Genomic DNA, 13,258 nt, shown 5'->3' on the forward strand with positions numbered 1-13,258 from the left:
GAATTAAAATCGTTAGATTAAACGTTTGCGGATATTCACCACGACAATTTCTGCGATGATCACGACTACAAAAATAGAGAGTAATGCGACTGCCACTCTTTGCCATTCAAACAGGTTCATAGAATCACTTAATACCACACCGATACCGCCAGCACCGACCAAGCCTAATACCGCTGATTCACGAACGTTAATGTCCCAACGAAATAGCACGATGCTGAAAAAGGCGGGCAGGATTTGTGGCCAATAGCCTTTTAGTAGTACCGACATCCAAGAGGCGCCAGTAGCTCTTAAGGCTTCAATTGGCCCCATGTTTACCTCTTCGATGGCTTCACCTAATAGCTTGCCGACAAAACCGACAGAACGAAAGGCAATGGCGAGCACACCGGCGATAACACCCGGGCCAAAGATAGACACAAACAAGAGTGCCCAAACCAGTGAGTTTACTGAGCGAGAAGAGACCAAAAAGAATCGTGCAATCCAGTGTACCCAAGGGGATGCCACAATATTGCTCGCATTCATCAAGGCCAAAGGCAGAGCGAAGATCAAGGTAACTAACGTACCTAAGGTGGCGATGTTAAGGGTTTCTATCATGGCGTCATGGACTGTCACAGGATAGTAAGCAAAATCAATGGGCCACATACGGCTGAACATGTCTGCCATTTGTTCTGGTGCATCAAAGAAGAACTCAGGGATGACCTCGACCGATTGAATCGATTGCACCATAGCCATGATAAGTACTAGGTAAACCGCATAACGGGACAGCTTTTGCTTTAGGGTAAAACGCTGCCATTGATGATTCATTGTATTCATTTAATTGGCTCCTAAAGGCTTATCTAAAGATGTTTCTGACTATGTTAGACAGAAACTCGCCCAGCATAATCAAGGCAATAATGGTGATTAAGATGGCAGCAACAAAGTCATAGTCAAAGCGCTGGAAAGCAGAGAATAAGGTGCCACCAAGACCGCCTGCACCCACGATTCCCACCATGGTGGAGTTACGTAAGTTAGAGTCCAACTGATACACAGAAAAGCCAATGAAACGAGAGAAAACTTGTGGCATCACAGAGAAAAGAATGACGCTCACAAAGCCTGCGCCAGTGGCACGAATGGCTTCTACTTGCTTGAGTGAAATCTCTTCGATGGCCTCGGCAAACAGCTTAGCGATAAAGCCAATGGAGGCCACGATCAGAGTGAGTATGCCTGCAAGAGCACCAAAGCCGACACTTTTCACAAAGAGAATAGCGATGATGACAGGGTGAAAAGTACGACACAAGGCAATGAAGCCTCGCATAGGCACACTGACCCAGTTTGGCATCAAGTTACGAGCTGCAAAGAGGCCAAAAAATAGCGATAGCACTATGCCTGAGACACTGGCGATAACCGCAATCTCTAAGCTTTCTGCTAAGCCGCTTAATAACAGCTCCCAACGGTCAAAGTTAGGTGGGAACATACGATCTAAAAGTTTGTCCGCATGGCCTAAACCTTGTGAAAATCTATCCCATGTGAGGCCCATGGCATTGAAAGAGTAAACCAGATAGACGCCTACAAGCGCCCAAATGCCAGTGCTTACCCAGTTACGCTTAAAAGGATTCTCATATTTTTTGGAGGTGCTTAGTCCAGCCATGATTCACCTCCATAAATTTGTTTAAGGTGTTCATCTGTGATGCCTTCTGGAGAGCCGTCATATACGACCACACCATTACTCATGCCTATCATGCGTTTGGCAAAACGGCTGGCGAGTTTAACGTCGTGAATATTGACCAGAGCAGGGATGTTTTTTTCTTCTGAGAAGCGTTCTAACAGCTCCATGATCTCAACAGCAGTTTTTGGATCAAGAGAAGAGGTTGGTTCGTCGGCTAATAACACACGAGGGTTTTGCATCACGGCGCGGGCGATACCAACACGCTGACGCTGACCACCTGATAAGCTGTCTGCACGTTTATTGGCATGTTCACTTAGACCAACCGCTTCGAGTAATTCAAATGCGCCATTAATGTCTTCTTGACTAAATTTACGACGCCAAGCTTGCCATGCACTCATATAACCAAGGCGACCGGTTAATACGTTTTCAATCACGGTTAAACGCTCAACCAAATTATATTCTTGGAACACCATGCCGACTTGGCGGCGTAGTTTGCGTAATTCGCCCCCTTTAGCTTGGCTAAGGTCTGCATTATCGAACAAGATAGCCCCAGCGGTTGGGTCAATTAAACGGTTGATACAACGTAATAAGGTACTTTTCCCTGTGCCTGATGGACCGATGATGGCGACAATGCCGGGTTCGCTGATGTTAATGTCGATGCCCTTTAAAATAGGGTTGCCTGGCACGTATTCTTTCTGTAATCCTTTGATTTCAAGGAAATTGGAGCGACCATGCGCCGTTTGGGTTGAAGACATAATCTGTATCCTACAAGCAATAAGAGGTGCAAACGACCTGGTTTCCCAGGTCGCTGATGAGCTATTTCAATTAATTAAATGTGCGGTAAAACTGAGGTGGTTAAATTGGCAAGTTAGCCATTAACCATTGTTTTTAGCCGCTGCGGCAGCACGCTTTTTCGCGGCTTTCGCTGCGTCAGCTTCAGCCAAACGTTTTAGGCCTGTTTTGGTGTAAGCCGTGCCAGATGCGTGGGCAATGTCGCGGATAACTTGCCAGTCAACTTTATAAGTAACTGGGAAGAAACGGTCCGCACCACCAAAGGTTTCTTGCATATCCGCAGGGAAACGGAATTCAGAGAAAGCTTTTTTGATTTTAGCCACTAATTCTGGGTTCAAGTCATGGGCATAACCAAATGAAGAGGTAGGGAAACGTGGACTGGTGTAGATGATACGAAAATCTTCTTCGTTAATACGCTCTGCTGCCACCATACGTTTAAATACGTCAGAAGCGACAGGTGCGGCTTCATAGTCACCTGATAGTACGCCCATGATAGATTGGTCATGCTTACCTGAGTATTTCACCTTGTAGTCTTGATCTGGCGTAATACCTAATGCAGGGAAGATAGCGCGAGGAGCTAGGTTACCAGAGTTAGAGGAAGCAGATGTATGTGCTACAACACGGCCTTTAAGATCAGACATTTTATAAATATCGCTGTCTGAACGGGCAATAGTAATCAGGTTATAACCTTGGAAACCGTCTGCTGTGCCTTTTACTGCGATTGGCACTAAACCACCTAGGTTAACCGCATAGCCAGTTGGGCCAGTAGAGAAACCGGCAATGTGTAAACGACCTGAACGAATAGCTTCGACTTCAGCCGCATTTGAGTGAACCGTGTAATAAACCACTTTTTTACCTGTGACATCACTTAAGTACTTTTGAAAGTCACTAAAGGCATCCTTGTACACTGCTGGGTCTTCTACGGGTGTGTAGGTGAACACCAAGGTGCTTGGATCACGCCACTTGCCAGGGTCTTTTGGTGTGTCGGCAACAAGGTCATAGTTATCATCACAAAACTTGTCGTCCAATACACCACGGTATTTACAGTCTTCTGCTTGTACAGCGCTGGCACCTAAGAATAACGAACTGGTTAAAAGTAAACCGGTAAGCAATTTGTTTGGCATCTCACTTTTCCTCATTAGATATTTTTATTTTTATCACCAATTGGGCAAGACCCTGATCGGAGATGAGTCAGCCCCACAATGTTGTGGATCTGACCCAGTGAGAGCAAAAGCAATACCAAGTCTAAAATGTTGTTTAATTTCATATATTTACGATATTTTTAAAAATCTAAGTCACGGCTTTGGGACGCTTTAGTCTCATTGTTTTTTGTTAAATGGGACACATGTGTCTTTTTTCCTTGAGTCCCTTTTATAACGTTTCTATGTCGCCTTAAAAACCTGCTTATCTAATTGATGTTTCTTCATTTTTCGATAAAGGGTTTTACGAGAGAGATCTAATAATTCCGCCGCTTCATTAAGCTGACCGCCCGATGCCCGTAGGCCTTGCTCAAGAATGCTACGTTCAAATTGCTCCATGCGCTCCTCGTAACTTCCGTTAGAATCTTCATCACGTTTAAGGGTTGCGAGAGAGGTTTCTGTGATACCTAAGACAAACCTGTCCACGGCGTTTTTGAGTTCTCGTACATTGCCTGGCCATGTTTGCTCTAATAAAAAGGCAAGATACTCTGGGGTAAGTTCAGGCAAAGGGCGGTCGAATTGCTCCGCGGCTTTACGGGCATAGTAGTGAAACAAAGGCAGTACATCTTCTGGTCTGTCTTTGAGTGGCGGTATGGTGAGGCTTGCCACATTGAGACGATAAAAGAGGTCCTTTCTAAACTTCCCTTCTTCGCCTAATTGGGCAAGGTCATCCTTACTAGCGGCTATGACAGTGAGCTCAACGGGAATAGGCTGTGTGCTGCCGACTCTTTCTATGGTCCTGTCTTGCAACACTCTGAGAAGTTTGATTTGTACGGGTAGGGGCATGGTTTCGATTTCGTCAAGAAACAGAGTACCGCCATTGGCTGCTTCTATCTTGCCAATATGGCGTTTATTGGCACCGGTAAAAGAGCCTGCCTCATGGCCAAAGAGCTCACTCTCAATCAAGCTTTCACTGATGCCGCCACAATTTATGGCGATAAAGCGGCTTTCATGGCGACGGCTAAACTGATGTAAGGCACGGGCGACCACATCTTTACCACAGCCGGTATCCCCATAAATAATGGTGTCCACATTGGCTTGGGCGAGGGCTGTCACATGTTGGCGTATGCCTTTAATGGCAGCGGACTCACCAATAATAAAGTTCTCTAGGCCTGTTTGATTGGCAAGATTTTGTTTGAGACTACGGTTCTCTAAAATAAGACAGCGTTTCTCTATGGCTCTTTCTAATTGGCTAATCAGCTTAGCGGGTTGCAGTGGCTTTTCGAGAAAGTCATAAGCACCTTCTTTCATGGCTTCGATAGCCATTGGTATATCACCGTGACCGCTCATTAAGAGAATGGGTAATTCAGGGTCTAAAGCTTGGAGCTTGGCCAGCACACTCATACCATCCATTTTGGGCATTTTTACATCACAAAGCACAACCACAGGGCTATTTTTGTTAAGAGAATCTAATGCTTGTTGAGCATCTAAGAAGGTGTCTACCTGAAAGTCCTCTAGCTCTAAAAGTTCTGTCAGGGCTTCAATGATGGTTTGCTCATCATCTATGATAAGAATGCGAATCGCTTGCTTCATTTTGTGCTCGCTTTTTGTAAAACCAATGTGAAAGTACTGCCTTGTCCTTGGGTCGAGCTGACGCGGATCTGGCCACTAAAATCTTGAATGATGTTGTAACTAATGGAGAGGCCTAGCCCTAAACCTTGGCCCACTTCTTTTTGAGTGAAAAAGGGATCAAATATCTGGTTGAGCTTATCGGCTTCTATGCCAATGCCAGTGTCGCTAACACAGATGAACACTTGATCCTCTTCTTCTGTTACTGCTATTTGAATTTGCTTTAAAGGGGCGCTGGATAAGGCATCCACCGCATTACTAATGAGGTTCACCAAGACTTGTTCGAGGCGAATAGGTTCGGCCAATACGTTTAGATCTTTGACATTATTTTGATACTCTAAGTGGCTATTTTGTTCTCGAATCTGATTCGACATTAGCTCTATGGCATCAAGAATAACGGGTTCTAATAACACAGGGCTGAGTGCTGTTCCTGCCTCACGGGCAAAGGCTTTAAGGTGGCGAGTAATGCCTGCGATTTTATCTAATAGCTGGCGCATCTTCTCGATATTGAGTCTGGCTTTATCTGGCTGGGCCTTGTCTAAATGACGCCCAGCTGTATGCAAATAGCTAGCAATCGCGGTTAAAGGTTGGTTTATTTCATGGGTGATCCCCACACTTAATTGACCAAGAGCGGCAAGTTTTCCGGCTTGGACTAGCTCGTTTTGGGTGCTCTTTAATTGAACTTCAGCGGCGAGCCTTTCTTCAATTTCGGCGGCGAGTTTTTGGTTGGTTTTTTCCACTTCTATGGCGGTTTTTTGGAAGTATTGCAGGTCTCTGGCCATACCTGATACTTCGTCATTACCCTTGATTAATATCTGGGTGTCTAGCTTAGAGCTTGCGATGGCCCGCATGTTTTTTTGTAGCTCAATAATACGCTGTAACACATCACGTCTGACGTAAAACCAAGAGATGGCACAGGCCACAGCTAGGCTGGCTAACGACAGTAACAGTATGCTGCTAATACTGGTATTGATTGACTTAATCGCCCCTTCTAAGGAGCCACGAATACTGGTATTGGTTTGGTTGGTATATTGATTTATTTGCGCCGCTAATTGCTGAATATGCTGTTGGCTATTTTCCAAAAAGAAGCTCTGTTGATAGAGCAAATCTAACTCTTCATTTTTTAATAAAAAGAGCTGTCCTTGGCGCGAACTTATTTCTAATAGTTGGCTAAGAAGTTGTCGTTTTAAACTCGGGATTTGAGGCAGAAATGGTAAGCGCGCACTGATTTCTCGGCCCAAGGCTTCAAGCCGTAAAAAGGTGTAATCAAGGTCGTTAAAGGAGGCTTCGTTACTGACTTTTTCGATAAGGCCTGAAAAGTAATAAAGCCGCCTAATGACTTCTTCCAATTGCTCACTTTGCTCTAGACGGTCAAATTCAACGATTAAATCTTGGAATAAAGGGAAGATGAGTTTGGACTGTTGGGTGAGTTTTTTGCGTATCACTTCTCGACGCTCAACACTCTGATTTAACAAGGTTAAGTTGTTTTGGATTTGCGTAATAAGTTCTAAAAAATAGCGGTTATAGTCGGGTAAATTACGCATCAAAGCATCCATATCTTGAATCGCAATGTTCAAAGTGTCCATGGCTTGATTACGGCTGACATTTGAGTCACTGGTGACAATTAAAGGTGCAGTGGCGACGATTAAGCGACTTTTATCATTAAGGCGCGCTGCGGCATCTAGGCCAGGAATATCCTGATGCTTGAGTAGCATTAGCCTATCGCTTAGCTGCAAATAGGTGTTTGTTGCCAGCCCACTAGAGACGATGGTGATGGAAGAAATCATCACAAAAGCCAAGAATAAGCGACTGCCAATCCCTAGCTGCGAGAGCCAGTAAAATCGTTTTATTGCCATTTCCAAATATCCTATTTTTATTTTTTTGGAAGAGCTTAGGTATTAAGTCAGCGCAAGCTGCTTACTAAAGAGCTGTTTTGCTAATAAAGCTAATGAAAGAATGATGCCAAGTTTGAAGTGCCATATATCAGGCTTTCAGCTTATTAAAAGGACAAAAATGTCCCATTAGCTAAATTACTTGATACTGACTGAAGTTAAAAGCGTTTGCTGTTTGAGCGTTTGCTTAAACTCATTCATTGGTTTGCTTAAAATTTGAATAAGTAGATGAGGAATCTGTGCTTGTGAGAAGAGGGAGCCAATTTATCAGGAGATAAATTGGCTAGGAATGACTTACTTTGCGTTTTCTTGTTGCTCAACTAATAGGTCATGAATGGCTTGGCCCGCTTCTAAAATATGCTTTTTAAGCAGGGCGCAGGCGGCAACTTTATCGCGCTGACGACACAGCGTGAGCAATTCACTGTGTTCTTGTTCTGCTTTATCAATGCGTGACGTAAGCAGTAGTTGCAAACGAATATATCTGTCTGACTTTAGGTTCAAGCTTTCAATAATCTCTTTGGCTTGAGGAAGATCAGCCGCCTTATAAAGGGCAGCATGTAACTGATAATTTAAGTCACTCCAACTTTCTACTTGAGCGCCTGTTTCGACGGCGGTTTCAAAAGCTTGCACTATTTTATCGGCCGCATCAAAGTCGGCTTCTGTCATATTATCGATAGAGTGTTCAAGTACATGACACTCTATCATGGCTCTTAGTTGGAAGAGTTCGTGAATTTTAGCGGGTGAGAGTTCGGTTGCGATGGCGCCTTTATGAGGTTCAAAAGCCACTAAGCCTTGGGCTTCTAATTGGAGTAGGGCCTCTCGAACAGGGATTCGGCTGACATCAAACTCTTTGGCTAGGGCTTCCTGGCGTAATGCTTCCCCTGCCACGATTTCACCGGACAGAATTTTATTCCTTAATATGTCTGCAACCATTTGAGTTCGTGTTTTATAAACAGGCATAGAGTTTCTAATCATGAGGTAGGGGCCGCGCTGTGGTCGTAAGGTGGAGTCTCGTAGTTATTCTATTGTAACACTTTCATTTTAAAGCTTAATAAAAAGCTGAGGTTTAATATAACCCCCAGCTTAGTATTTCTAAAAGCCCTTTTAAAAAAACTTAATACCTGTAGCCACTTAACAGGAGTGATTCTCTCACTTGTCGGTAAAGATCATTTAACTTCAAAGCCGTGGGCATAAGGGTCTTCATCGTCCACCCAAATGGTATTGTGACCATATACCTTGGCCCAACCTTGCACACTTGGCATGATGCCAATCTGGCTGCCGACTTGGGTAAGAGATTCAACTCGACCATGAAATAAGCTACCGATAATGCTTTCGTGTACAAAGTCATCGCCGACTTTGAGCTTACCTTTGGCAAACCATTGGGCCATGCGTGCGCTGGTGCCTGTGCCACAAGGTGATCTGTCTATGGCTCTGTCACCATAAAATACGGCGTTTTTCGCTCGCGCCCCTTCTTGTGTGGGTGTACCTGTCCATAACACATGGGAAACCCCATTAACGGTGGCATCGTCTGGGTGAACACATTCTGCAGCGGTATCAACAAGCTGGCGTACGATGGGGCTTAATTGCAAAATTTTATCTGGGCTAAAGTGCTCTAATCCGTGAAAGTTTTTTTGTGGATCTACAATAGCGTAATAGTTACCGCCATAGGCAATATCGACCACAAGTTCGCCCAATTCTGGTACTTGCACCACGACATCTGTGTGAGCGAGATAAGAAGCCACATTAAAAATACGCACGCTTTCTACCTTGTCACCATCTTGTTTGTATTCAATTTTAATCTTGCCTGCCGGCACATCGAGGATGAGCTGCCCCGGAATTTTTGGTTTGATAATGCCATTTTCAATGACACTTGTGACTGTGCCTATGGTGCCGTGACCACACATGGGCAAGCAACCACTGGTTTCGATAAAGAGTATTGATGCATCAGCATCTTGTGAACAAGGAGGATAAACAATAGAGCCAGACATCATGGAATGCCCCCTTGGCTCAAACATAAGTGCTTGTCGAATCCAGTCGTATTTATTAAGAAAAAATTGGCGTTTTTGGCTCATTGTTTGACCTTCTAGGTCAGGATAGCCGCCCGCAACCAAGCGTACTGGATTGCCACATGTATGAGCATCAATGCAAAAAAAGGTGCCTTCTCTCATCTTATTTTCCTTATCCATTTTTATCGTTATTGGGGGTTTTAGTATGAATAGCGTTGCTTTAATTTTGATCAAAGTATATTTTATACAATATACATAGATCGGATGAAAGGATATTTTATGAAGTCTTTGCAAGCGGATATTGCTGTTTTAGGCGCGGGTGTTGTTGGTGTCTGTTGTGCGCTCGCCTTACAAAAATCAGGTCATCAGGTGACCCTGATTGATAGGGATGGGGTGGGGGAAGGTTGCTCAAAAGGCAATGCTGGTCACTTTGCCACAGAGCAAATTCTACCGCTCGCCACACCTGGTTTGATGTGGAAGATACCTAAAATGCTGCTTGATCCTTTAGGGCCTGTGTCTATCCGTTGGTCATATCTACATAAAATTGCCCCTTGGTTAATTCGTTTTATGCTCAATACGCGCAGCGGCCCTTTTTGTCAGGGAGTGGATGCCCTAACAGGATTAAATAATGCAGCTTTACCTGCTTGGTTAAAGGTTTTAGAAGAATTAGGCGAGCAAAAACAAATTAAAGCGGACGGCTCACTGCTGGTATTTGAATCGAAGAAGTCAGTTTTAGACTATGAAGAGACTCATCTCTTTTTGAATGAGCAAGGGATTAAAACTCAATCCCTTTCGGGTTGTCAGGTAAGAGAGTTAGAGCCGAGCTTGTCAGGCAATATTTGCCATGGGGTTTTGTTCCCTAATACGGCCCATACGGCTGACCCTCATAAATTGACTCGTGTATTAGCTGAGCACTTTATCAAACAGGGAGGCAAGTTGATTGAGCAGGAAGTAGAAGCCTTAGGCATGAATGATGATGGCGTTGAGGTGAAACTTGATGGAAGTTCATATCAGGTCCCTAAACTTGTTTTAGCCACAGGGGCTTGGTCAAAACATTGGGTGCAGGCATTAACTCAGAAGAAGGTGCCTTTAGATACAGAAAGGGGTTATCACCTCATGTTGCCCAAAGTCGATAATAGTTTAAAAGTGCCTGTGACTTCTGCTGATAGACGTTTCATTATGACGCCGATGAATGATGGGCTACGCCTTGCTGGCACCGTTGAATTTGGTGGTTTGCATAGCTCACCAAATATGAAACGAGCTCATATGCTAGCAAGGCATGCACAAGTGTTGTTACCTAAAATTGATACTCAAGTTGGACAAACTTGGATGGGTTTTAGGCCTTCTTTACCAGACTCTTTACCCATAATAGATAAGGTTGGCGCCAAAGGTCAGGTGATATTAGCTTTTGGTCATCAGCATTTAGGGTTAACGCAAGCTGCGGTTACAGGTGAGCTGGTAGATGCCTTAACGCATAACCAAAAACCTAAGTTAGATATGACGCCATTTCGTCATGACAGGTTTGCTTGAGAGGCTTTCTTACATCAAGTTGATCTCTCACTGAGAGCTAAAGGGTGTTAAAAAATTTTGTAAAAATAAATTGTATAAAATATACATAAATTTAATTGTAAGTATAAATCGGCTTTTAAAATAAGCCAAAATCTCATGTTAAAAGGATAAGAAAATGAATATTGAAGGTGTATTAGTTCCTGTTGTTACCCCGTTTACTACAAATGGCAGTATAGATTTTGCGGCCCTTGCTAACTTATTGGATTTTCAAATTAATGCTGGTGTGAAAGGTATTGTTGCCTGTGGTACTACAGGTGAGTATTACACCTTCAATGATGAAGAGCGTTATAAAGTAATGGCCTTTATTGCTGAGCATGTGGGTGATAGAGCCTTGTTGATTGCTGGAGTGAATGACTTATATACCCAAGGTTCTGTGCTTAAGGCTAAACAGGCAAAAGAGCTAGGTTATACCTGCTTAATGCTCGCGCCACCTATCTATTGTTTGCCGCAAGAAAACGAAATTATTCAACACTATAAAACGGTCAGCCAAGAAGCTGATATGCCCATCATTATGTATAACTTTCCAGCACGCTCTGGTGTTGAAATCAGTGTTGAGGCGGTAATTGAGCTAAGTACAGATAAGAACATTGTTGGGATTAAGGAAAGTAGTGGTGACTTTAGCCGTGCTTTGTCGTTAATCAATGCCAAGTTAGACAACTTCCAAGTGGTGTGCGGCAGTGATGATCAGGCGGCAGACTACTTGTTCTGGGGTGTACGTGCTTGGATAGGTGGTGCAGCTAACTACTTACCTTCTCAACATGTCGCCTTGATTGAAGCAGCTAAAGCGGATGATCTTGCGAAAGTAAGAGACATAATGACAGCCATTTTACCCGTGATTAAGCATCAAGAAGCGGAAGATTATAATCAAAAAGCTAAGTTAGGTTGTGCCCATGTTGGCGTGCCTGTGGGGAATGTTCGCGCCCCTTTACTGCCTGTGAGTACTGAATCTCAAGCTGAGTTTATCGCTTTATTAGACCAAGCTTTATCGGCATAGGAGGCCAGTATGCAGTCATTTAATTCAACATCTAAGTCAGCTTCTAGCTCAAAGCTTCTTAAAGAAGATGTGTTTCAGCTTGGACGTAAACAGGCCTTATACGCTGGTGCTTTGATCAAAGGTTATGCAAGTAATGAAGCGCAAGCCTTTAAGACACTGAACCCTTTTGACCATAGTGTCATTGGTAAGGTGGAATCTTGTGATGAAAAGCATGTTAATGAGGCGGTTAAGGTTGCTAGAGAAACCTTTGAATCGGGTGAATGGGCGGGTTTACACCCGGCCGAGCGAAAAGCGGTGATGCAAAACTGGGTGGCATTATTGACGGAGCATGCTGAAGAATTGGCAGCACTGGATTGTATTGATGCAGGTAAACCCATTGCAGAATGTTTAGCGACAGATATTCCTGAAACGATTCAAACCTTCGCCTGGTATGCAGAAGCGATAGATAAGGTCTTTGGAAAGGTCGCGCCCACTCATGGGGATAATCTTGCCCTTGTAGTGAAAGAAGCTGTTGGCGTGGTGGCGGCTGTATTGCCTTGGAATTTTCCGGCTCTTATGTTCGCTTGGAAAGTCGCTCCTGCTTTGGCAGCGGGGAATTCTGTGATTGCAAAACCTGCTGAGCAAACCTCTTTAAGTGCATATCGTATGGTGCAACTGGCCTATCAAGCGGGCATCCCTGAAGGGGCGCTTTCTTTGATTACAGGCTTTGGAGAGGATGTCGGCAAACCTCTTGGCTTACATACTGACATTGATATGGTGTCTTTTACTGGCTCCACGGAAGTAGGGCGCTTGTTCCTAATTTATGCTGCCCAATCAAACCTAAAGGGTGTGGTGCTAGAGTGCGGTGGAAAAAGCCCACAAGTGGTGTTTGATGATGTTTATTCTGTCGAAGAAATTGCTGATGACGTGCTCTCAGCAGCCTTTTGGAATATGGGAGAAAACTGCAGCTGCGGTTCTCGCTTGATAGTGCATCAAGGTATTAAAGATGAGCTGTTAACTGTGCTAAAAAGGCGCCTAGAGGATTGGAAGTTAGGAGATCCTCAAGACCCAGATGTCTCTATTGGCCCTATGGTCGAACAGGTGCATTTTGATAAGGTGCTTTCTCATTTAGAAATAGCCAAACAAGAAGGTGCGAAATTGATTCAGGGTGGCAGGGTATCTGATTTAGGGGCGGGTATGTGTATTGAGCCGACTGTCTTTGATGAGGTTACACCAGAGATGACTTTGTTTAAGCAAGAGGTTTTTGGCCCTGTGCTGGCCGTGGTGAGTTTTGCCACGGAAGAAGAGGCGATCAAACTGGCTAATGACAGTGAATATGGCTTGGCGGCATCTTTATATACAGCGGATATTCGCCGTGCTCATAGGGTGTCTAAAGCAATTAAAGCAGGGACAGTTTCGGTTAACTGTTTTTCTGAAGGGGACATATCAACACCCTTTGGTGGTTATAAGATGTCTGGCTTTGGCGGTCGTGATAATGGTTTAGAGGCATTTGAGCAATATCTACAAACCAAGACAGTTTGGTACGCTAATTAGCGCATTAAGAGAAATTAATCTTTCTTCCCTTCAAGTTGCATTGAGAGAGATAGGTGTTAGTC

Annotated in this window: 11 protein-coding genes; 3 read left to right on the forward strand and 8 right to left on the reverse strand. The window is 44.1% G+C overall.

Annotated elements, in window-relative coordinates; translation table 11 throughout:
• Positions 1-12 precede the first annotated feature (12 nt).
• The 8 genes from phnE (TW85_RS17710) to TW85_RS17745 form a co-directional block, all read right to left on the reverse strand.
• Entirely contained in the window at positions 13-810 is a 798-nt protein-coding gene (phnE, locus tag TW85_RS17710) for a phosphonate ABC transporter, permease protein PhnE (RefSeq protein ID WP_046018474.1), read from the reverse strand.
• Positions 811-829: 19 nt separating this feature from the next.
• On the reverse strand, positions 830-1,624 hold the full coding sequence (phnE, locus tag TW85_RS17715; protein WP_046018475.1) for a phosphonate ABC transporter, permease protein PhnE: 795 nt from the start codon (positions 1,622-1,624) through the stop codon (positions 830-832).
• Positions 1,612-2,397, reverse strand: coding sequence for a phosphonate ABC transporter ATP-binding protein (gene phnC / locus TW85_RS17720; protein ID WP_009832637.1), 786 nt, complete (start codon positions 2,395-2,397; stop codon positions 1,612-1,614). Before phnC ends, phnE (TW85_RS17715) begins: the two co-directional genes overlap by 13 nt.
• Positions 2,398-2,517: 120 nt before the next feature.
• Positions 2,518-3,558 carry a phosphate/phosphite/phosphonate ABC transporter substrate-binding protein gene (gene phnD, locus TW85_RS17725; protein WP_046018476.1) on the reverse strand — a complete coding sequence of 347 codons (1,041 nt, stop codon included), beginning with the start codon at positions 3,556-3,558 and terminating at the stop codon, positions 2,518-2,520.
• 258 nt (positions 3,559-3,816) lie between these two features.
• Positions 3,817-5,166 carry a sigma-54 dependent transcriptional regulator gene (locus TW85_RS17730; RefSeq protein ID WP_046018477.1) on the reverse strand — a complete coding sequence of 450 codons (1,350 nt, stop codon included), beginning with the start codon at positions 5,164-5,166 and terminating at the stop codon, positions 3,817-3,819.
• Positions 5,163-7,058 carry an ATP-binding protein gene (locus tag TW85_RS17735; protein ID WP_052702276.1) on the reverse strand — a complete coding sequence of 632 codons (1,896 nt, stop codon included), beginning with the start codon at positions 7,056-7,058 and terminating at the stop codon, positions 5,163-5,165. Before TW85_RS17735 ends, TW85_RS17730 begins: the two co-directional genes overlap by 4 nt.
• A gap of 330 nt (positions 7,059-7,388) precedes the next feature.
• Positions 7,389-8,054 (reverse strand): GntR family transcriptional regulator, encoded by a 666-nt coding sequence (locus TW85_RS17740; protein ID WP_046018479.1) that lies wholly within the window; start codon positions 8,052-8,054, stop codon positions 7,389-7,391.
• Between the two features lie 206 nt (positions 8,055-8,260).
• Complete coding sequence (locus TW85_RS17745; RefSeq protein WP_046018480.1) at positions 8,261-9,262, reverse strand: 4-hydroxyproline epimerase; 1,002 nt, start codon at positions 9,260-9,262, stop codon at positions 8,261-8,263.
• A 117-nt stretch (positions 9,263-9,379) separates the two neighbouring features.
• Between TW85_RS17745 and TW85_RS17750 the strand changes: the two genes are divergently transcribed.
• The 3 genes from TW85_RS17750 to TW85_RS17760 all read left to right on the forward strand — a co-directional run bounded on the left by TW85_RS17750 (position 9,380) and on the right by TW85_RS17760 (position 13,196).
• Positions 9,380-10,630, forward strand: a complete 1,251-nt coding sequence (locus tag TW85_RS17750) for an FAD-dependent oxidoreductase (protein WP_046018481.1) — start codon at positions 9,380-9,382, stop codon at positions 10,628-10,630.
• Between the two features lie 154 nt (positions 10,631-10,784).
• Positions 10,785-11,663, forward strand: coding sequence for a 4-hydroxy-tetrahydrodipicolinate synthase (gene dapA / locus TW85_RS17755; RefSeq protein WP_046018482.1), 879 nt, complete (start codon positions 10,785-10,787; stop codon positions 11,661-11,663).
• Between the two features lie 9 nt (positions 11,664-11,672).
• Entirely contained in the window at positions 11,673-13,196 is a 1,524-nt protein-coding gene (locus TW85_RS17760) for an aldehyde dehydrogenase (RefSeq protein WP_046018483.1), read from the forward strand.
• Positions 13,197-13,258: the final 62 nt, after the last annotated feature.

Origin of the sequence: Marinomonas sp. S3726 (genome assembly GCF_000967665.1) — a bacterium.
Taxonomy (GTDB): Bacteria; Pseudomonadota; Gammaproteobacteria; order Pseudomonadales; family Marinomonadaceae; genus Marinomonas.

Coding starts and splice junctions, on each gene's coding strand:
- phnC (WP_009832637.1), bottom strand. CDS start 2,397: ATGTCTTCAACCCAAACGGCGCATGGTCGCTCCAATTTCCTTGAAATC.
- phnD (WP_046018476.1), bottom strand. CDS start 3,558: ATGCCAAACAAATTGCTTACCGGTTTACTTTTAACCAGTTCGTTATTC.
- TW85_RS17750 (WP_046018481.1), top strand. CDS start 9,380: ATGAAGTCTTTGCAAGCGGATATTGCTGTTTTAGGCGCGGGTGTTGTT.
- TW85_RS17730 (WP_046018477.1), bottom strand. CDS start 5,166: ATGAAGCAAGCGATTCGCATTCTTATCATAGATGATGAGCAAACCATC.
- TW85_RS17740 (WP_046018479.1), bottom strand. CDS start 8,054: ATGCCTGTTTATAAAACACGAACTCAAATGGTTGCAGACATATTAAGG.
- dapA (WP_046018482.1), top strand. CDS start 10,785: ATGAATATTGAAGGTGTATTAGTTCCTGTTGTTACCCCGTTTACTACA.
- TW85_RS17760 (WP_046018483.1), top strand. CDS start 11,673: ATGCAGTCATTTAATTCAACATCTAAGTCAGCTTCTAGCTCAAAGCTT.
- TW85_RS17735 (WP_052702276.1), bottom strand. CDS start 7,058: ATGGCAATAAAACGATTTTACTGGCTCTCGCAGCTAGGGATTGGCAGT.
- TW85_RS17745 (WP_046018480.1), bottom strand. CDS start 9,262: ATGAGAGAAGGCACCTTTTTTTGCATTGATGCTCATACATGTGGCAAT.
- phnE (WP_046018474.1), bottom strand. CDS start 810: ATGAATACAATGAATCATCAATGGCAGCGTTTTACCCTAAAGCAAAAG.
- phnE (WP_046018475.1), bottom strand. CDS start 1,624: ATGGCTGGACTAAGCACCTCCAAAAAATATGAGAATCCTTTTAAGCGT.